Below are 18,492 nucleotides of genomic sequence, written 5' to 3' on the forward strand. Positions count from 1 at the left end.
GTCTTTTTTTATTTCGTTTTTAAGAAGTAGGTTTCAATATCATCAAGCAGGTAGTTTGCGGCTTTAATTCCGCCTGCGGTTGTCCATACGACGTCATCGACTTCATGTGCATTACCTGACTTCACGGCCTTCAGGTTTTTCCATAGTGAACTGCTTGTCCACTGATTGGCCCATTTTTCATTTTCTTTTGCATTATCGGCTTTATAAGTGAAATAAAACAGCACATCAGCATCCATATCAGGAATAGATTCTTTACTGTCGGTTGAGAACGTAAATTGGTCCTTTTGTTTCTTAAACAGTTCCACTTGTTTTTCAGGGCGTTTGAAGCCAAGCTGGTCTAAAATAATCCCAGGAAATGAATCGGTATAATAGATTCTTGATTCACCGGATAAAAAGCGTACGACTGAAACGGTTTTGTTTGTCTGGTCGCCCAGCTTGTTTTTTAAATCAGAAACACGTTTATCAAAATCGGCAATGACTTCCTTGCCTTTGTCCGCCTTATTCACCGCGTTGGCGTATAGAGTCAGGTTATCCTTCCAGTTCCCGGCCAAAGATTCAGCAAAAACAGTCGGCGCAATCGCATTTAACTGATCATAAATTTTTTCCTGGCGCACTTTGTTTCCAATAATCAAATCAGGCTTTAATTCTGCGATGGCTTCCACATTCGGTTCCGTTTCAAGACCGACGTTTTTAACACCTTTCATGTCATCTTTCAGATAGTCATACCACGGGTCGCCCTTCCATGACTTTACGGCTCCGACCGGCTTAATGCCAAGCGCTAAGAGCGCCTCTGTTCCTTCATTAGTTAAAACAACAATCCGTTTTGGATTGGCGGGGATGTTGTCTGATGTCCCCATTGCATGTTTGACCGTTCTTGTTTTGCTGCTTGACACCTCGCTGTTGCTTGAACTTTCTGAACTATTACAGGCAGAAAGTACCATAACGGCCATTAAAAATACGAATAGCATGCTGATATGCTTTTTCATCTTTTTCCTCCCAATATTGAAATTCATTATCATTTAGATCATAATAAGCAGTGTTAAGAGTGTCAATCCCTAATTGAGGATTATTCTCAAAAACAAACATTACATAGTAAATAACTAGGAGAATTAGATCATGATCTGCAAAAAGGCATCTTCAAAATGGATTGTGTTAGTATGTCTGATTTTCATTTTACTGACGGCTGTCTGCGCAAGCGTCGTGTATGGCTATACAGGTACGTCATGGAGACAGGTCTATCAGGCGTTTACTTCCTTCAATGGAACAAATGAGCATGTCATCATCAAGGATGTCAGGCTTCCGCGCGCTTTGGTTGCGACAGTCGTCGGCGCCTCGCTTGCAGCCGCGGGCGCTCTCATGCAGGCGCTCACAAAAAATCCGCTTGCGTCACCGGGGATTTTCGGGATTAACGCCGGTGCAGGTTTTTTTATTGTTGCCGGATCGTTTTTTCTGCATATTCAGTCACCTCAGGCATTAGTATGGAGCTCGTTTCTGGGGGCAGCATTTACCGCCGCGATCGTCTATGCAGCAGGCTCGCTTGGGAGGGAAGGGCTGACGCCAATCAAACTGACGCTGGCGGGAGCTGCCATGGCAGCCATGTTTTCTTCTCTGACACAGGGCTTGCTGTCTGTCAACGAACTCGAGCTTGCCCAGGTGCTTTTTTGGCTGACTGGCTCTGTGCAGGGCCGGAGTCTGGATCTGTTGATGACGATGTTTCCATATGCAGCGGCAGCGCTGGTAATCTGCTTCTTTCTCGGCCAAAAAATTAATCTCCTCGTTATGGGAGAAGATGTGGCAAAAGGACTCGGCCAAAAAACGGGCCTGCTGAAATTTGTGATGGCGCTTTGTGTTGTCATGCTTGCAGGGTCCGCTGTCGCCATTGCCGGGCCGATTTCTTTTATCGGCATCATTATTCCGCATTTTGCCCGCTTTGTCGTTGGTAATGATTATCGCTGGGTTCTGCCATTTTCCGCTGTTTTGGGTGCCATTTTGCTTGTTTGCGCGGATATCGGTGCGCGATATATCATTATGCCTCAGGAAGTTCCTGTCGGGGTCATGACCGCCATCATCGGAATGCCTGTGTTTGTGTACATCGCAAGAAGGGGGGCGAAGCTATGAAACTTCGTTTTGGCGTTACTGCGGCTGAAAAGAAAGCATGGATCGTCTTTTTGATTTTACTGGGGTTAACAGCTGCGGTACTCATCATAAGCGCTGGTCTCGGACAAAGGTTTATTCCTCCCTGGGATGTAGCAAAAACATTCTTTGGTGCAGGTTCCAAGCTGGATGAACTGATGATCATGTCGTTCCGCATGCCAAGAATTTTGACGGCTTTATGCGCCGGTGTCTGCTTGGCAGCGGCAGGCGCGATATTGCAGGGGCTCGTCAGAAACCCTCTCGCATCGCCGGATATTATCGGAATAACAGGAGGAGCGGCGGTAGCGGTCGTGCTTTTAATGATGTTCTTCTCAGACCGCAGCAGTTCACTTACGATCAGTCTGTCATGGCTTCCAGCAGCCGCATTTATCGGCGCATCGGCTGTCGGACTCATCGTCTATTTACTGGCATACAAAAATGGCGCCTCCACATTTCGGCTGGTGCTTATCGGAATCGGATTTTCAATGTCGGCGCAGGCGATGACTACCCTGTTGATGATCAAAGGCCCGATTTACCGAGCATCACAAGCCAATGTGTATATCACTGGGTCAGTTTATGGGTCAAACTGGCAGCATGTAAAAATAGCTATTATCTTATCTGTCATTCTCTTATTCATTTGTTTTGTCGCGCTAAAAAATATGAATATACAGGTGCTGGGTGAAGATATTGCGGCGGGTGCAGGAAGCGCTGTGCAGCGAAATCGTTTTTTCTTGCTCCTTTTGAGTACGGCTCTTACTGGTTGTGCAGTTTCAGTTGCCGGCACAATCGGTTTTGTCGGGCTGATGGCGCCCCATATTGCAAGACGGCTTGTCGGCTCATCTTATGGCGCGCTGCTCCCAGCGTCGGCACTTATTGGAGCTCTGCTCGTTTTAACAGCTGATATCGTCGGCAGAACCTTATTTGCTCCGGTGGAAGTGCCGGCCGGCGTCTTTACAGCGGCTATCGGCGCACCTTATTTTATTTATTTGCTCTATAAAACAAGAAATTCTTAATCGTTACACCCATTTTCTTAAAAAAGAAAATGGGTTTTTTTGATAATGACTGAAGATTCGTAATTATTTTTGTTATACTGACAGAGACATTGATAAAGAAAGGGCGGCAGATGAATGAAAGAAGCAGAGGTATTAAAATATGAAGCATTTACAAGCAGTCCCGGCAAAGGAAACCCCGCAGGCGTCGTTTTGCAGGGAGACGATTATACGGAAGACGAGATGCAGATCATAGCTGAGCGTGCCGGGTATTCAGAAACCTCCTTTATCCGAAAAAGCGAGTCGGCCGATCTTGAACTCCGTTACTTTACACCTGGACACGAAATGAATTTGTGCGGTCATGCGACAGTTGCTTCTCTTTACGCATTATGTGAGAAAAGAATGCTGGAGAGCGGTAAAACGTACAGCATCCAAACGAAAGCGGGTATCCTGCCTGTGAAGATTTCTGAAAAAGATGGCCGCATTCATATCACGCTTGAACAGGCCTCTCCGCAATTCAAACCATTTACAGGCGATCGGAAAAAACTTGCGGACGCACTGGGTATCACCGATGAAGATTTTCATGAAGACCTTCCGATTGTGTTTGGCAGCACTGGGATATGGACAGCCATCGTTCCGCTTAAATCATTGGAGGCTTCCAAAAAAATGGTGCCAGATAACAAACAATTTCCGGAAGTGTTAGTTGATCTGCCAAAAGCTTCAGTCCATCCGTTTACCTTTGAAACCGTCCATCCCGACAGCGACCTGCACGGGCGCCACTTTTCATCCCCGTATTCGGGAACGATTGAAGACCCCGTGACCGGCACAGCATCCGGCGTGATGGGGGCTTATATGAAACATTATGGCAATGCCGAGCAGCATAAATTTATCATTGAACAAGGGCAGGAAATTGGAAAAGACGGAAAAGTGGAGATCGAAATGAACGAAGCCGGCGGCCATGTGAAAGTGAACATGACAGGAACAGCCGTTTACTCAGAAACCCGTATTCTTAAAATCTAATACGGATGATGGTTTACAAAAAGATGCACTTTCCGTTATCATTATGAAATGATAATCATTTTCAATTGCATAGGAAGGTGAGACGGTATGCCTCAAACCGAACAAATACATCAGCATTCAGTACTGCGGGACATCATACGCAGCAGAAGATCGATTCGAAAGTTTAAACAAGAGCCAGTACCTTCAGCAGTCATTCTTGACATGCTTGAAACGGCAAAATATGCGCCAAATCACAGAGTGACAGAGCCATGGAGATTTATTTACGTTTCCAGTGAGACAGGTAAAGCGAACCTCATTAATACATTTGCAGCGTTCTCTAAGAAATCCAAGCCGGATATGACAGAGGAAAAGCTTCAAAATTTCAAAAACACACTTGGGCGCGTTCCGGGATTTCTCCTCGTCGTGTTTCAGGAAGATGAAAACGAAAGAGCGCGGGACGACGATTTTGCGGCAACAAGCTCGTTGATTCAAAATCTTCAGCTTCTCGCTTGGGAAAAAGGAATCGGCATGGTTTGGAAAAGCGGAAAAATCCTTTATGACAAAGAAGTCCATCAGGCCTTTGTTTTACAGGATAATGAGCGTTTCGCCGCCATCATACAAACAGGTTATCCTGACGAGGCGCCGGAAGTGAAAAAACGCACACCGATCCGCGAACGGTTCACTGAAATGTAAAAAGCCCCTTGTCTCAAACGGAGACAAGGGGTTTTTCATTAACGAGATTTCTTTTTCGCTCTGTTGTCGGCTGCTTTCGCACGCTCTTGCGCTTCGCGGTCATCTGCATCAGCAAGCTCGGTTGAATATTCTTCGTAAACGCCGTCAGTTTCCCTTTTTAAGGCATCGGGAACTTGTGGAAGCTTTTGTTTGTTTTTATCACGGTTTTTGTGGATATGATTTCTGCCCATATCAAATTCCCCCTAAAAAGTGATATCAAACAAATATAGTATTTGGTTTTAAGGGGCTATGTATTCCTACTTCCGCTTAGCAGCTTTTTCCGCTTTTTTAAATTCGCCTGAATAAAGAACTTCCTGCATTTTTTTCAGGTTGGCGCCTTGCTGGTGCTTCTCCCTCTTTTTTTCCATAAAAAGGACCTCCTTCAACCATGTTATTCTTAAGGTTGACGCTTCCTGCTGTTTTTATACAGTCTTTCGGTCCGCTATCAGCTGTGAGAGTGCAAATTCAAGATCCGAATATGTAAAACGAAATCCAGAGGTTATCGCTTTTTTCGGAAGAGCGCGCTGTCCTTTCACAATCAAAAGACTCATTTCACCCAATGCTTTTGATAAAAAGAATTCCGGGACGGGGAGCCAGTGCGGGCGGTGCTTCACCCGTGCAATCGTTTTTCCGAATTGCTTCATGTCCACAGGATTGGGCGCGGTGACATTCATTGGGCCTGAGATGCCGGCGTTTTCCACCGCATATCGGATCATCTGGGCCGCATCCTCGACATGAATCCATGACAGCCACTGCCTTCCCGTTCCGATCGTTCCGCCGGCCAGAAACTTATAGGGGAGAATCATGAGCGGGAGAGCGCCTTTTTCTCCAAGCATCACGCCAAATCTCGCATAAACCGTCCTGATGCCCATCGCCTCAATATGCTGTCCTTCCTTTTCCCACAGGTGTGCAGTATGGCTGAGAAAATCCTCATCTGACGTTGCAGAATCCTCTGTGAAGGTTTTCTCAAGACTAGTGCCGTAAATACCCACGGCACTGGCTTGGATCAATGTGTTCGGCTTCTCCTTCTGTTTCTGAATAAGCCGCTGCACTTCACGCGTCGCATTGATACGGCTGGAGAGAATGTGCTGCTTTGTTTTATTTGTCCAGCGGCCAAAAATCGATTTTCCCGCAAGGTTTATCCAGACATCAATATGAGGAAGTTCCTGCTCCGGGGCGGCTCCTTCCGTCAGCCATTGGACATATGTCATATTTTTTTGTTCAGTTTCCCGTGCGTTTCTTGATAAAATATAAACATGGTGTCCCTGGCGGGTAAGAACGCCTGTCAGATGCTGGCCGAGAAAACCGGTTCCGCCCGTCATTGCGATATTCATGAACATCTCTCCTCATCGTTCTAATAAATATACTTTACCTCATTTTAATAAAAGAAAACGCGTTTCAGGCCTGAGAAGGGAGATTAAGATGCCGTTTATTACAAAAATATCAACGCAAAAAAAGAATACGGAACGCTTCAATATTTTTCTGGATGATAAATACGCCTTCAGCGTGGACGCGGATGTGCTCGTGAAATTTGAGCTCAAGAAGGGAAAAGAACTCGATGATCTTGACATCATTGAGATTCAATACGGCGATGAAGTGAAGAAAGGCTTCAACCGTGCGCTTGACTTTTTATCCTATCGAATGCGGTCGACGAAAGAGGTCGAGGACCACTTAAAGAAAAAAGAAACCTCGCCCCCCGTCATTGCGGAAGTCATCCATAGGCTTAACGATTACAAGTACTTAAACGACCAGGAATTTGCCGCAGCCTATGTCAGCACTCACAAAAAAACAAACGGAAAAGGCCCTGATGTTTTGTTCAGAGAGCTAAGAGCGAAGGGAATTGATGACGATACAATTAAGGAGGCGCTAAGTTCCTTTTCCTTTGAAGATCAGACAAGAGAAGCGGTCAAGCATGTTGAAAAGCTTCTCAAAAAAGATAAAAAGCTTTCGACGAAAGAACTCAAACAGCGCGCCCAGCTGCAGCTTCAGCGCAAGGGCTTCTCATTTGATGTTATCAGCGCGGCGATGGATCAGATTGAATATGAAAATGATGAAGACACAGAGAAAGAAGCGCTGCGCCTTCACGCGGAAAAAGCGTTTAGAAAATACCGCTATGACGGCTCATATGAAAGCGCCATGAAGGTCAAACAATTTTTATTCCGCAAAGGATTCTCACTCGATTTAATCGAGCAATTACTGCAGGAAGAGGAGTACTGAAATGGAGAAACGATACAGTCAAATGACACCGCATGAACTCAATACCGAAATCGCATTACTTTCTGAAAAAGCAAGAAAAGCCGAACAGCATGGAATCATAAACGAACTGGCAGTGCTCGAACGGAAAATTACGATGGCAAAAGCATATTTGCTGAACCCGGAAGATTACTCACCGGGAGAAACATATCGTGTGGAAACCACTGAGGACGAGTTTACCATCAGTTATTTAAATGGCGTTTTCGCATGGGGATACAGGACCTCTTCCCCTCAGCAAGAGGAAGCGCTGCCAATCTCAGTATTGCAAGAAAAAGAATAAAGCGTAACAGGAGGCTGATGATCAGCCTCTTTTTGTTTGCAGCACATTTACACGAATTCTTAAAGAAAAAATCATTGAATTCACTTGAAAAATCTTTTAAGATGAAACTCGTTGTTTTTTAAAATCAAAGGAGGCGATGACGTTGAGTATCAAAAACCCATCTGTAAAATTTATTATATTTGTTCTTATGATTTGTACATTTTCAATCGGCTATACAGAATACGCGGTGATGGGTATTTTGACGTCGATTGCCAATGACTTTCATATACAGGTTTCATCCGCAGGGCTTCTTGTCACGGCTTATGCGGCAAGCGTTTGTTTGACAGGGCCGCTCGTCACCATCATTTCCGTCAAGCTTCCGAGAAAGCCTGTGCTTCTTGGGCTGATGGCGATATTTATCCTTTCCAACCTGATGAGCGCACTGGCGCCGAATTTTGCGGTATTGGCCATTTCAAGAATTTTATCTGCGTCCATTCACGGCGCTTTCTTCGCGATTGCCATGGTATTCGCAAGTGAAATGGTTCCGCCGGAAAAGCGTGCTGCAGCTGCTGCTTCAATGAACGGCGGACTGACAGTGGCTCTAATGCTTGGTGTTCCATTCGGCTCTTATCTCGGAGATGTCCTGAATTGGAGAGCGGTGTTTTCCATCATTACGGCACTTGGTGTCATCGGATTTTTAGGCCTTATGGCTGCCGTGCCGAACAGAAAACCAAAAGTGATCCCAATGCTTATGAATGAGTGGGGGGTTTTTAAACACAAACAAGTGCTGTTTTCCTTCGCGATTACCATTTTAGGCTATTCCGGTGTCTTTATCGCCTACACCTTTATCGAACCCATTTTGAGGCATTCAGCCGGATTCAGCACGGTTGGCATTACAGGTGCTCTCTTTGCGTATGGATTGGGAGGCGTTGCCGGGAATTTCTTTGCTGGAAAAGTACCGCTGCCTTTGCTGACTCGGACGATGATCGGCGTAATGATCGGTTTAATCGGTGTTCTGGCTGTATTTCCTTACATCGCCATTTACCCGGCTGCAGCCATTGTGGCAACGTTCCTATTCGGGGCATGCGCATTCGGCACGCCGCCTCTTCTGCAAACAAAGGTCATTTCCTCATCTGAGGGCGGCACAACCATTGCCGCAGCTGTCAGCGTATCAGCATTTAACCTTGCCAATGCCCTTGGTGCATGGATCGGCGGAATGATTTTAAACGGAACAGGCTCTTATTCCTGGCTGTTTGCAGGAGGTGCGCTTATGACTGCATGCGGACTTGTGCTTTCTACCTTCGCACACTTATCAGAAAAGAAGAGCGTCTACGAATATCAAGTCAATAAAGGGTAAAAACAGCTGCAGTGTATGCAGCTGTTCTTCTTTACCGTTTGCCTGAGGCTCTCATTCTTTCTTGAGGATGCTGATTGATAGATCCGTCAGCACGCTTTGAAGCATAATCGTCCTTTGCTCTCGGTTCACCCTGAAATTTGTTTTCGTTTTCGTAAGGAAATCCTTTTTCTTTATTTCGGACCATGTCATATCCCCCTAGATTCGAGATCAAAAAGTTGCGTCTTTCCAGATGAAGACGTAAGGTTAGTATATGGAGAACACTACGTAATAAAGCGTTATTTTTTTCCTGAAGAAAGGAGACTGCACACATGAATATGTACATTGAGAAACTGACTAATCTGCTTCTGGAAAAGAACGAGATGATCAGCTATATACAGGCAAAAACGTGGGTGGAATTGTTATGGAGCGATTTCGAAGCAACCTATGCAAAAGCCGGACACGCCTATCAAGGTGAAAAAATGACTGAAAAAATCGTCACACAATGGATTGAAAACTATGGCGGCCAGCTCCACCTTTTTCAAAGCTCCCGTAACGACGTGAATGATTACTTAAATCAAAGCAGAGGCCTTTTGCATTAAAAACCTGCCGTTAACGACCGGCAGGTTTTTTCATTTTCTTAAAATTACCTTAACAGGAAGAAATCATAAACAAAACATGTTTCACCAGCCTGTCAATCAGGGAATACCACTTATATCTTGTCAAAATGCGAGGAGGAGCTTTATATGAAAAAGAAACAAGTAATGCTCGCTTTAACAGCTGCCGCAGGACTGGGTTTGACAGCACTTCATTCCGCTCCCGCAGCAAAAGCTGCGCCCCTTCACGACATATCTGTCAGCATGCCATCATCCGATACTTACATCATAAAAGCAGGAAAACTGAATGTCCGGACTGAGCCAAATCATGAAGGTGATATTCTCGGCACTGTATCATCAGAACAAAAGGTAAAAGTCGATAGGTTCGTAAATGCCGATTGGGCTCAAATTCATTTCAAAGGAAAGAAAGCATATATTTCAACTCACTTTTTAATGAAAACCGCAAGCCAAGCGAAAACAACGAAACAGACAGCCTTCTATACACCGACGCCCGAAAACGGAAAAGCTAAGCAGCTCTCATCTGGAACAGAGGTGACAATACTTGGGTGGGGATTCAGTGAAAACGGCGGATTTGACTTCACTTGGGCGTTCGTGGATTATGGCGGAGTTAAAGGCTATATTCACACAAAGGATTTACAAATGCGATAAAAAGGCAGGCCGAGGCTTGTCTTTTTGCCTATGCATGAAACATTTCTTCTTTCTGCACGTAACAATGAGAAAGGAGATGATGATATGACGGGTTTAGTCGGCGGAGGGCTTATGATCATTGCGGGCATACTGATCAAACTGTTTCCTCCCAAATCGATCAACAGTGTGTACGGGTACAGAACGAGACGCTCAATGTCAGATCAAAGATTATGGAATGAAGCGAACCGTTACAGTGCATCATTAATGATCCTGTCAGGCTTGGTGATTGCGGGAATGGGTTTGCTGCTGGGATCAAACTTGATTATTCTTCAGCTTATCCTGCTGATTGCCGCCTGTGTCATAACATTTATGCTAACGGAGAAAAGGCTGAAAATCATGACGCACAGTCAAGGAGGAGATAGAAGTGGACGGAGTTAAATGCCAGTTTGTTAATACGAACGGAATCACGCTCCACGTTGCAGCCGCAGGACCGGAAGACGGCCCGTTAATTGTCCTGCTCCATGGATTTCCTGAGTTTTGGTACGGCTGGAAAAATCAAATCAAACCGCTTGTTGATGCGGGTTACCGGGTCATTGCTCCTGATCAGCGGGGCTACAATCTCAGTGACAAACCGGAAGGAATTGATTCATATCGGATTGATACATTAAGAGATGATATCATCGGGCTTATTACGCAATTCACTGATGAAAAAGCAATTGTCATCGGTCATGACTGGGGAGGGGCTGTCGCATGGCATTTGGCTTCCACACGCCCGGAATATCTTGAAAAACTGATCGCGATCAATATCCCGCACCCGCACGTCATGAAAACCGTAACGCCGCTTTATCCGCCGCAATGGCTGAAAAGCTCGTATATCGCATACTTCCAGCTGCCCGATATACCGGAGGCATCACTAAGGGAAAATGATTATGAAACATTAGACAAAGCGATTGGATTATCCGACCGTCCCGCGCTTTTTACATCCGAGGATGTCAGCAGGTACAAAGAAGCGTGGAAACAGCCGGGCGCGCTGACAGCTATGCTGAACTGGTACAGAGCCCTCAGAAAAGGAAGCTTGGCAGAGAAACCCTCTTACGAAACAGTACCTTACCGAATGATCTGGGGAATGGAAGACCGCTTTTTGAGCAGAAAGCTTGCGAAAGAGACGGAAAGGCATTGCCCGAATGGACATCTCATCTTTGTTGATGAAGCTTCCCATTGGATTAACCACGAAAAGCCAGCCATCGTCAATCAGCTGATTTTGGAATATCTTAAGAACCAATAAGCTAAAATTTCTCTCCATCCGTCTGTCATAATGGCAGACTTTTTCTGTGCGTTTTTTTCATAGTCTGTTTTAAACATGACAAAATAACATTAAAAATCATGAATGTCACCATAAAATTGTAACAAAAAACAGGTTTAAACGACTTTAAAAAAAGGAATAGCCTTACTGAAGATTTGTGTAAAACTCCCCTAAGGCAATACTTAAAAAGAATAATAAAAAGAAGGTGCCTTAATGAAGCAAGGATTAATCTCGATTATTATCCCGTCTTACAATGAAGGGTATAATGTCAAACTCATTCATGAATCTTTAAAAAAGGAATTTAAAAACATTCATTATGACTATGAAATATTCTTCATAAACGACGGAAGTGTTGATGACACGCTTCAGCAGATCAAAGACTTGGCAGCGACGTGCAGCCGGGTGAAGTATATATCTTTTTCTCGAAACTTTGGAAAAGAAGCCGCGATTTTGGCGGGCTTTGAGCATGTTCAGGGCGAGGCGGTTATTGTAATGGATGCCGATCTGCAGCATCCGACATATTTGCTGAAGGAATTTATCAAAGGCTACGAAGAAGGGTATGACCAAGTCATTGCCCAAAGGAACAGAAAAGGGGACAGCTTTGTCCGCTCACTCTTATCATCTATGTACTACAAGTTCATTAATAAAGCGGTGGAAGTCGATTTGCGTGACGGTGTCGGTGACTTCAGATTGTTAAGCCGCCAAGCTGTGAATGCACTTTTGAAGCTGAGCGAAGGAAACCGCTTCTCAAAAGGCCTTTTTTGCTGGATTGGCTTTGATCAGAAAATTGTATTTTATGAAAATGTCGAACGAAAAAACGGCACCTCCAAATGGTCGTTCAGCAGTCTGTTTAATTACGGCATGGACGGCGTCGTTTCATTTAATCATAAGCCGCTGAGATTATGTTTTTATACAGGCATTTTCATCCTGCTGCTTTCCATCATTTATATCATTGCCACATTCGTTAAAATTCTGACTAACGGTATTTCTGTGCCTGGGTATTTCACCATTATCTCAGCAGTGTTATTTCTCGGCGGAGTACAGCTGTTAAGCCTTGGAATTATAGGTGAATATATCGGCCGAATCTATTATGAAACAAAAAAACGCCCGCATTATTTGATCAAAGAAGCGAATATCCCGAACAAAGACCTGCCTGAAACGAACGAATTAAAAAGCATGCGGCGTCTGACAAAAATGCACTGAAAATACCAAACGCCATTGGCAGTGCTTTTTTTGCGTGTCTATTATCTTAAAAGCAAGACTGGAGAATTTATATGAAAAGAAAACATATCATGATCTATGCGGCCAGTTTGCTGGTGTCCGTTCTGGCACACGCTTTTTTTGTGAAAGAATGGGCGGAAGGCAGGTATATGACAGGTCCGGGTGACGGGCTTGCGCAAATGATCGTATTTAAAAAATTATTATTTGACCAATATACACACGGGAATTTTTTCTACAATTATTCATTCGGACTTGGCGGCGGCACATTCAGTCAGCTCGGCTATTATTTTTCTGCGTCTTTTCTTTTTCTTGCTGTGTCCGCCGCTGTTTGGCTGCTTCAAGCCGTCCAGCTGATCGAAGAAGCGGATACGCTTTTTTGGGCTGAGTCAGCTGTTTTTATCAGTATTTTCAAATTGAGCTTGATCATCTTTACGTCCGCTTCTGTTTTTCATTATCTTCTTAAGCACAGGGCGGCATCGTTCACGGGAGCCGTGTTATACGGCGTCTCAATTATTTATTTCCGTCACGAAGCGTATTGGGAATTTTTCACCGATACAATGGTTTGGCTTCCGCTGCTTGTGCTTGGCGCAGAAAAAATTATTAGAGAGCGGCGTCCGGCGTGGTTTATCGTTGCGTGTTCGCTGACGTTAATCAACAATTTTTACTTTGCATACATAAACCTTATATTCATCGGAATCTATGTGCTGTTCAGATGGCTGATCCGTTTGGAACCACATGAAGAGAAAAGATGGATTCAAATCAGATTATTTCTCGTTTCAGGCTTCATTTCTTTTGGCATCAGTGCGGCGGCGTTTGTGCCGGTAGTATACGGTTTTTTAAACAACCTGCGCCCTCCATACAGCCAGAAAATAGAGTGGCTCAATTTCGATGATAATATCTTATTTTCGAGCCGGATCATCATTGTGCCGGCCGCTTTTCTGCTGTTTTTGTTTATTATTTCTTTTTACAAAAACCGTGTGTTTCGTCTCTTTGCCGGGTTGAGCCTGCTGTTTATTCTGTTTCATTTCAGTCCGTATGCGGCAAGCGTCTTTAACGGTTTTTCCGCCCCGCAAAACCGGTTTGAATATGTTCTGGCCTTTACCATTGCGGGAGCAGCTGCGGCTGGTTTGTCACAGCTGTCTGAATTGAAACGGAAAGAACTGCTCCCGGCCGCAGCTGTCGTCCTGCTTCTTTACTTGTATCATATTCAAAGGTATAAGCTCGATATATGGAAGCCTGCGAATGAAAGTATTCTATTGCTCTTACTCATGACAATCGCAGCCTTGTTTGCTGCAGCTTTTGCGAAAAAACGGGCAAAAATGGCTGTGTACGGTATAATCATTCTTTCTTCGCTGTTTGTCGCCAACTCCTATCAAAAATACGCGCTCTCAGAAGGCGGCGATTTGGATAGTGTGACAAAAGAATATCTTACAAGTGAGGAATACAGAGGGCGGGAATCATCTGAGCTCATCAGACGTTTACAGAAGGAAGACGATGATCCGCTCATGAGAATCGACTGGATGAACGGGGTCCGCAATAATACGCCAATCATTTACGGATTTAATGGCTTCAGCGCGTATTCCAGCATTTTAAACAAAGATCTGCTGGCCTTCTATTGGAATGATTTAAGCATCGATATGGGCAGGGAAAGCGTCAGCCGTTACGCGTCATTGGGAGACAGGGCGAATTTATACAGCCTGCTTTACGGCAAATATTATATGACCGAAAAAACAAACGAAGCCAGCGTCCCGTACGGCTTCAAAAAGCATTTAGAAACAGAGCATTATGCAGTTTATGAGAATCAGTACATGCTTCCATTCGTCAAAACAGCGGATGCCATATACAGCGAAAGTGAGCTGGACCGATTGCCCGCTCTTGCGAAAGAACAGGCGATGCTGAAAGGAATCATATTAAAAGATCCATCAGTAAAAACGGAGCAGACACCAAAACCGTCCAATTTGATCACCAAGTCGGACATCACTGCAAAACAAGCCCAGTATCAAAACGGGCTGCTAACCGTAACTGGAGAAAACGGAGGAGAGCTGATCATCACCCCGAAACAGCCGTCAGCCGCTCCGGGAGACTACTATGTCAGCTTTTATTTGAAAAGCAAAGCAAAAGACAAAGGATTTACGTTAAAGGTAAATGATTATGTCACAACAAGGAAATCGAACAAATCGATATATAAAACCGGAGTAAATAATATAACGGTAAGAGTGCCTAAATCAGGCCATATCTCAATCAATCTTCCGAAAGGAACCTATGAGCTGAGAAACATAGCGCTCTATGAAGAAAATTACCAAACGCTGAAAAACGCTGTAATGCAAAATAAAACAGAGAAAGCAGACAAACTGAATTGGAACAAAAATCGACTGACCTTTGCCTATCATCTGTCAAAAGACCAGTACATCATGCTTCCGATCCCATATGAAAAAGGCTGGGAGCTGAAGATCAACGGAAAAACACAGAAGATCGAAAAAGCGGATTATGCTTTTATAGGCTTCAAGGCGCAAAAGGGAGACAATCACATTGAGCTGACTTACTATCCGCCATACTTCAAAATATCGGCGATCATATCTCTCGTCAGTCTGCTGCTTGCTGTTTTCTATATAAGACGTAAAAAGCCCGGCTCTATATAGAGCCGAGCTTTAATTTTTTCTGAAGTTTTTCTTCGCTGAATATCCATCCCGTATAGGACGAACGAATCGTGAGATCATGGCCGATATGAACAATTGCGACAAACGGATAATGGCCTTTGCTCCGATAACGCAGGTCGATAAATCTCACCTCATAATGATCTTTAAACGTATCCACTTCCCACCGGTATACCGGAGAAAAGGACAGAAACGCCGCGATGTTATCATCCTGCTTTGCCGCATGCATTACATCGGTTTCAGGAACAGGCACCCGATTAAATGTATCCAGAATCACGACATGTCCTTCCATGCTTCTTCCTACATAGAAAGCATGTGCTGTCGTCACTGCGATTCGCCATTGCCTGAATTTCATCGTTGGAGAAATAATAATGCTTTCGATCTCATCATGAATCATCTCATGAAGCTTCCGTTTAATTCTCAGCTGCATGATCAGGCGCACCAAGTAGTAGCCTACCAATATGATATATAAGCTGAGAAACGTGATGCCGGGACTCCCGCCTGCATACCAAATCGCGATAGCTGCCAGATGGCTGATAAAAATAAACGGATCAAACGTATTAATCAGCCCGAGCGCAACCCATTTTTTCGAAAACGGACGAATGGCTTGTGTTCCATAGGCGTTGAATATATCAACAAAGACATGCAGAACGACTGCCAGCAGTGTCCACAGCCACAGGTGCAGAAAATCGGCCTGAGGATAAAATAAATACAGAATCGCCGGGATGATGACAGACCAAAACAAAACGGCGGGAATTGAATGGGTAAATCCTCTGTGATTCCTTATATAAACAGCATTGTTTTTAAGCTTTAACACAGTATCAATATCCGGAGCCTGAGAGCCCGCAAGCGTTGCGATCATAACAGCGTGAGCCATTGCCGGATCTGATCCGACAACAGGATCAAGCGTCGCAATACCGCCCAGTGCGATGCCCATAACGACATGTGTGCCCGTATCCATAGGTGACCTCCTTGCAGGGTGATCCTGCACATTCACTTTGTAAGAAATTCCCCATTTTCATATACCCAATTTTTAAACTGATTCAATCGTTCTCATATGTTTCCGCTTTTTCTTTATTACTATTTAATGTAACATATTATCGTACTGTGCCCTTAGTGTACAACAAAAAACAGTCTAAAGAAAAGCGGGGCGCGAAAGACTGGGGAGAAACACATATGAACGTACTTGAAGACAAATTAAAACAAAAAGACATACAGCAATTTCGCGATGATTTAATCTCATGGTTTGAACGAGAGCAGCGCGTTTTGCCGTGGAGAGAGGACCAAGATCCATATAAGGTGTGGGTATCTGAAGTGATGCTGCAGCAAACGAGAGTAGAGACAGTGATTCCTTACTTTCTCCGGTTTGTAGAACAATTCCCGACAGTGGAAGCGCTCGCTGATGCTGATGAAGAAAAGGTGCTGAAAGCATGGGAAGGGCTCGGCTATTATTCGCGAGTCAGAAACCTGCAAAGCGCGGTAAAAGAAGTGAAACAGGAATACGGCGGCATTGTTCCTCCAGACGAGAAAGATTTTGGCGGGTTAAAAGGCGTCGGCCCTTATACAAAGGGAGCGGTGCTCAGCATTGCCTACAATAAACCCATTCCCGCAGTTGACGGAAATGTGATGCGTGTCATGTCCAGAATTCTATCTATTTGGGATGATATTGCCAAACCAAAAACAAGAACGATCTTTGAAGACGCCATACGAGCTTTTATTTCCAAAGAAAAACCATCTGAATTTAATCAGGGCTTGATGGAGCTTGGAGCCTTGATCTGTACGCCAAAATCACCCTCATGCCTGCTTTGCCCGGTTCAGCAGCATTGCTCAGCATTTGAAGAAGGCACTGAACGGGAGCTTCCGGTAAAAAGCAAAAAGAAAAAGCCCGGGATCAAAACCATGGCCGCGATCGTACTGACTGATGAAGACGGACAAGTGTATATCCACAAACGGCCGTCTAAAGGTTTGCTCGCCAACCTGTGGGAATTCCCGAATCTTGAAACACAAAAAGGGATCAAAACTGAGCGTGAACAGCTCATTGCTTTCTTAGAAAACGAATATGGCATACAAGCTGATATCAGTGATCTGCAAGGTGTAGTCGAGCATGTTTTCACCCACCTGGTATGGAATATTTCAGTGTTTTTCGGTAAAGTAAAACAAGTGTCGGATACCAGCGAGCTGAAAAAAGTATCGAAAGAAGAGCTCGAACAATTTGCGTTCCCGGTGTCACATCAAAAAATCTGGAAGATGGCAGTAGAAGCAGCCGCCATCTCGGCTGCTCCGTAAACCATTCTTAATCGTAAGAGACGCGCGTGCCGTGGCTGTAGTCCGCTTCATTGCGCTTCATTCCGCCGCGCGCTTCAATTTCTTGCGTTAATTCCCGGTATTTTGATTGGCCTTCTTCGTTCAAATAAGGCATAATTTGCTGAAAGGCATGATGAAAATAAGCGAGTTCACTGTTCTTCCAATCTTTTTTGGAAACCATGTTCAATTCGCTCATATCACGTCCGACATACATAACAGAAGACCCCCTTTAAAGTTCTTGCCATTATTGTTTGTGGAAATAAAAGAACTATACGCTACAAGGAGATGAGGAAAAATGGAACAAAATAAATGTGCACTCGTAACAGGAAGCAGCCGCGGTGTCGGAAAAGCGGCCGCGATCAGACTTGCTGAGAACGGCTATAACATCGTCATTAACTATGCACGCAGCAAAAAAGCAGCATTAGAAACAGCGGAAGAAATCGAAAAGCTTGGCGTTAAAGTGCTTGTCGTAAAAGCAAACGTAGGACAGCCTGCAAAAATCAAAGAAATGTTTCAGCAAATTGATGAAACGTTCGGCAGACTTGATGTTTTTGTCAATAATGCCGCTTCAGGAGTACTAAGACCTGTCATGGAATTAGAAGAAACACACTGGGACTGGACGATGAACATTAATGCGAAAGCATTGCTTTTCTGCGCTCAGGAAGCTGCCAAGCTAATGGAGAAGAACGGAGGCGGGCATATTGTCAGCATCAGTTCATTAGGCTCTATCCGCTATCTTGAAAACTACACCACGGTCGGTGTATCAAAAGCAGCGTTAGAGGCTTTAACCCGTTATCTTGCCGTTGAGCTTTCACCAAAACAAATTATCGTCAATGCTGTTTCAGGCGGAGCGATCGACACAGATGCGCTGAAACACTTCCCGAATAGAGAAGATCTGCTTGAGGATGCGCGCCAAAACACGCCGGCGGGACGCATGGTCGAAATTAAAGACATGGTTGATACTGTTGAGTTTCTAGTGTCTTCCAAGGCTGACATGATCCGCGGACAGACAATTATCGTTGACGGCGGACGCTCACTGCTCGTTTAAAAATTTTTAAAAAAGAGGAA

22 protein-coding genes are annotated in these 18,492 nt (G+C 44.6%); 15 read left to right on the top strand and 7 right to left on the bottom strand.

The features are described 5' to 3' along the window. Positions 1-8 precede the first annotated feature (8 nt). Complete coding sequence (locus MKX71_RS04585; RefSeq protein WP_003242746.1) at positions 9-986, bottom strand: iron-siderophore ABC transporter substrate-binding protein; 978 nt, start codon at positions 984-986, stop codon at positions 9-11. Positions 987-1,116: 130 nt separating this feature from the next. Here MKX71_RS04585 and MKX71_RS04590 point away from each other — a divergent pair, with 130 nt between their 5' ends. From MKX71_RS04590 to MKX71_RS04605, 4 genes are all read left to right on the top strand, one after another. Then, positions 1,117-2,118, top strand: coding sequence for an iron ABC transporter permease (locus MKX71_RS04590; RefSeq protein WP_003242478.1), 1,002 nt, complete (start codon positions 1,117-1,119; stop codon positions 2,116-2,118). Continuing rightward, complete coding sequence (locus MKX71_RS04595) at positions 2,115-3,146, top strand: iron ABC transporter permease (protein ID WP_003233568.1); 1,032 nt, start codon at positions 2,115-2,117, stop codon at positions 3,144-3,146. Before MKX71_RS04590 ends, MKX71_RS04595 begins: the two co-directional genes overlap by 4 nt. A gap of 114 nt (positions 3,147-3,260) precedes the next feature. Then, positions 3,261-4,142 carry a PhzF family phenazine biosynthesis isomerase gene (locus MKX71_RS04600; protein WP_339231784.1) on the top strand — a complete coding sequence of 294 codons (882 nt, stop codon included), beginning with the start codon at positions 3,261-3,263 and terminating at the stop codon, positions 4,140-4,142. Between the two features lie 87 nt (positions 4,143-4,229). Further along, positions 4,230-4,814, top strand: a complete 585-nt coding sequence (locus MKX71_RS04605) for a nitroreductase (RefSeq protein WP_339231786.1) — start codon at positions 4,230-4,232, stop codon at positions 4,812-4,814. 38 nt (positions 4,815-4,852) lie between these two features. On the opposite strand, the gene MKX71_RS04610 is transcribed toward MKX71_RS04605, so the two are convergent. The 3 genes from MKX71_RS04610 to MKX71_RS04620 form a co-directional block, all read right to left on the bottom strand. Continuing rightward, positions 4,853-5,044 carry a YfhD family protein gene (locus MKX71_RS04610; protein WP_003233561.1) on the bottom strand — a complete coding sequence of 64 codons (192 nt, stop codon included), beginning with the start codon at positions 5,042-5,044 and terminating at the stop codon, positions 4,853-4,855. A gap of 66 nt (positions 5,045-5,110) precedes the next feature. After that, on the bottom strand, positions 5,111-5,221 hold the full coding sequence (locus MKX71_RS04615; protein WP_003223230.1) for a YfhE family protein: 111 nt from the start codon (positions 5,219-5,221) through the stop codon (positions 5,111-5,113). Between the two features lie 54 nt (positions 5,222-5,275). Beyond that, entirely contained in the window at positions 5,276-6,187 is a 912-nt protein-coding gene (locus MKX71_RS04620) for a TIGR01777 family oxidoreductase (protein WP_044052591.1), read from the bottom strand. An 88-nt stretch (positions 6,188-6,275) separates the two neighbouring features. On the opposite strand from MKX71_RS04620, the gene recX reads away from it, so the two are divergent. The 3 genes from recX (at position 6,276) to MKX71_RS04635 (ending at position 8,722) form a co-directional block, all read left to right on the top strand. Continuing rightward, entirely contained in the window at positions 6,276-7,070 is a 795-nt protein-coding gene (gene recX, locus MKX71_RS04625; protein WP_003243354.1) for a recombination regulator RecX, read from the top strand. Position 7,071: 1 nt separating this feature from the next. After that, complete coding sequence (locus MKX71_RS04630; protein WP_212059889.1) at positions 7,072-7,386, top strand: YfhH family protein; 315 nt, start codon at positions 7,072-7,074, stop codon at positions 7,384-7,386. 142 nt (positions 7,387-7,528) lie between these two features. Continuing rightward, positions 7,529-8,722 (top strand): MFS transporter, encoded by a 1,194-nt coding sequence (locus MKX71_RS04635; RefSeq protein WP_003243500.1) that lies wholly within the window; start codon positions 7,529-7,531, stop codon positions 8,720-8,722. A 31-nt stretch (positions 8,723-8,753) separates the two neighbouring features. Here MKX71_RS04635 and MKX71_RS04640 read toward each other — a convergent pair whose 3' ends face one another. Beyond that, a complete protein-coding gene (locus MKX71_RS04640; protein WP_003223241.1) occupies positions 8,754-8,906 on the bottom strand; it encodes a small, acid-soluble spore protein K in 153 nt (50 codons plus the stop codon). 124 nt (positions 8,907-9,030) lie between these two features. On the opposite strand from MKX71_RS04640, the gene MKX71_RS04645 reads away from it, so the two are divergent. The 6 genes from MKX71_RS04645 to MKX71_RS04670 all read left to right on the top strand — a co-directional run bounded on the left by MKX71_RS04645 (position 9,031) and on the right by MKX71_RS04670 (position 15,105). Further along, positions 9,031-9,300, top strand: coding sequence for a YfhJ family protein (locus tag MKX71_RS04645; protein WP_003243789.1), 270 nt, complete (start codon positions 9,031-9,033; stop codon positions 9,298-9,300). A gap of 144 nt (positions 9,301-9,444) precedes the next feature. Continuing rightward, entirely contained in the window at positions 9,445-9,963 is a 519-nt protein-coding gene (locus MKX71_RS04650; RefSeq protein WP_003243363.1) for an SH3 domain-containing protein, read from the top strand. An 84-nt stretch (positions 9,964-10,047) separates the two neighbouring features. Beyond that, positions 10,048-10,380, top strand: a complete 333-nt coding sequence (gene spdL / locus MKX71_RS04655; protein ID WP_024573182.1) for an SdpC immunity protein SpdL — start codon at positions 10,048-10,050, stop codon at positions 10,378-10,380. Further along, positions 10,367-11,227 carry an epoxide hydrolase EphM gene (gene ephM / locus MKX71_RS04660; protein WP_014479220.1) on the top strand — a complete coding sequence of 287 codons (861 nt, stop codon included), beginning with the start codon at positions 10,367-10,369 and terminating at the stop codon, positions 11,225-11,227. The genes spdL and ephM overlap by 14 nt, the downstream gene beginning before the upstream one ends. A 231-nt stretch (positions 11,228-11,458) precedes the next feature. Beyond that, entirely contained in the window at positions 11,459-12,448 is a 990-nt protein-coding gene (locus MKX71_RS04665; protein WP_003244113.1) for a glycosyltransferase family 2 protein, read from the top strand. 71 nt (positions 12,449-12,519) lie between these two features. Next, a complete protein-coding gene (locus MKX71_RS04670) occupies positions 12,520-15,105 on the top strand; it encodes a YfhO family protein (RefSeq protein ID WP_339231788.1) in 2,586 nt (861 codons plus the stop codon). Here the strand turns inward: MKX71_RS04670 and MKX71_RS04675 are convergent. Then, positions 15,098-16,081, bottom strand: a complete 984-nt coding sequence (locus MKX71_RS04675; RefSeq protein WP_003244136.1) for a metal-dependent hydrolase — start codon at positions 16,079-16,081, stop codon at positions 15,098-15,100. The genes MKX71_RS04670 and MKX71_RS04675 overlap by 8 nt on opposite strands. Positions 16,082-16,296: 215 nt before the next feature. Between MKX71_RS04675 and mutY the strand changes: the two genes are divergently transcribed. Then, a complete protein-coding gene (mutY, locus tag MKX71_RS04680) occupies positions 16,297-17,406 on the top strand; it encodes an A/G-specific adenine glycosylase (RefSeq protein WP_029317454.1) in 1,110 nt (369 codons plus the stop codon). A 7-nt stretch (positions 17,407-17,413) separates the two neighbouring features. Here mutY and MKX71_RS04685 read toward each other — a convergent pair whose 3' ends face one another. Beyond that, positions 17,414-17,638, bottom strand: coding sequence for a hypothetical protein (locus MKX71_RS04685; protein ID WP_003233542.1), 225 nt, complete (start codon positions 17,636-17,638; stop codon positions 17,414-17,416). Between the two features lie 81 nt (positions 17,639-17,719). Between MKX71_RS04685 and fabL the strand changes: the two genes are divergently transcribed. Continuing rightward, positions 17,720-18,472, top strand: a complete 753-nt coding sequence (fabL, locus tag MKX71_RS04690) for an enoyl-[acyl-carrier-protein] reductase FabL (RefSeq protein WP_003223262.1) — start codon at positions 17,720-17,722, stop codon at positions 18,470-18,472. The last annotated feature ends 20 nt before the right edge of the window (positions 18,473-18,492 follow it).

Source organism: Bacillus sp. FSL M8-0071 (assembly GCF_037975455.1).
Taxonomy (GTDB): Bacteria; Bacillota; Bacilli; order Bacillales; family Bacillaceae; genus Bacillus; species Bacillus subtilis.

Bases quoted from the DNA above. Each gene is read 5' to 3' on its own strand.
- MKX71_RS04620 (WP_044052591.1), bottom strand. From the start codon at position 6,187: ATGAATATCGCAATGACGGGCGGAACCGGTTTTCTCGGCCAGCATCTG.
- recX (WP_003243354.1), top strand. From the start codon at position 6,276: ATGCCGTTTATTACAAAAATATCAACGCAAAAAAAGAATACGGAACGC.
- MKX71_RS04595 (WP_003233568.1), top strand. From the start codon at position 2,115: ATGAAACTTCGTTTTGGCGTTACTGCGGCTGAAAAGAAAGCATGGATC.
- MKX71_RS04675 (WP_003244136.1), bottom strand. From the start codon at position 16,081: ATGGATACGGGCACACATGTCGTTATGGGCATCGCACTGGGCGGTATT.
- MKX71_RS04610 (WP_003233561.1), bottom strand. From the start codon at position 5,044: ATGGGCAGAAATCATATCCACAAAAACCGTGATAAAAACAAACAAAAG.
- MKX71_RS04590 (WP_003242478.1), top strand. From the start codon at position 1,117: ATGATCTGCAAAAAGGCATCTTCAAAATGGATTGTGTTAGTATGTCTG.
- fabL (WP_003223262.1), top strand. From the start codon at position 17,720: ATGGAACAAAATAAATGTGCACTCGTAACAGGAAGCAGCCGCGGTGTC.
- MKX71_RS04665 (WP_003244113.1), top strand. From the start codon at position 11,459: ATGAAGCAAGGATTAATCTCGATTATTATCCCGTCTTACAATGAAGGG.
- MKX71_RS04600 (WP_339231784.1), top strand. From the start codon at position 3,261: ATGAAAGAAGCAGAGGTATTAAAATATGAAGCATTTACAAGCAGTCCC.
- MKX71_RS04645 (WP_003243789.1), top strand. From the start codon at position 9,031: ATGAATATGTACATTGAGAAACTGACTAATCTGCTTCTGGAAAAGAAC.
- MKX71_RS04615 (WP_003223230.1), bottom strand. From the start codon at position 5,221: ATGGAAAAAAAGAGGGAGAAGCACCAGCAAGGCGCCAACCTGAAAAAA.
- MKX71_RS04685 (WP_003233542.1), bottom strand. From the start codon at position 17,638: ATGTATGTCGGACGTGATATGAGCGAATTGAACATGGTTTCCAAAAAA.
- MKX71_RS04650 (WP_003243363.1), top strand. From the start codon at position 9,445: ATGAAAAAGAAACAAGTAATGCTCGCTTTAACAGCTGCCGCAGGACTG.
- spdL (WP_024573182.1), top strand. From the start codon at position 10,048: ATGACGGGTTTAGTCGGCGGAGGGCTTATGATCATTGCGGGCATACTG.
- MKX71_RS04585 (WP_003242746.1), bottom strand. From the start codon at position 986: ATGAAAAAGCATATCAGCATGCTATTCGTATTTTTAATGGCCGTTATG.
- MKX71_RS04630 (WP_212059889.1), top strand. From the start codon at position 7,072: ATGGAGAAACGATACAGTCAAATGACACCGCATGAACTCAATACCGAA.
- mutY (WP_029317454.1), top strand. From the start codon at position 16,297: ATGAACGTACTTGAAGACAAATTAAAACAAAAAGACATACAGCAATTT.
- MKX71_RS04640 (WP_003223241.1), bottom strand. From the start codon at position 8,906: ATGGTCCGAAATAAAGAAAAAGGATTTCCTTACGAAAACGAAAACAAA.
- MKX71_RS04605 (WP_339231786.1), top strand. From the start codon at position 4,230: ATGCCTCAAACCGAACAAATACATCAGCATTCAGTACTGCGGGACATC.
- MKX71_RS04670 (WP_339231788.1), top strand. From the start codon at position 12,520: ATGAAAAGAAAACATATCATGATCTATGCGGCCAGTTTGCTGGTGTCC.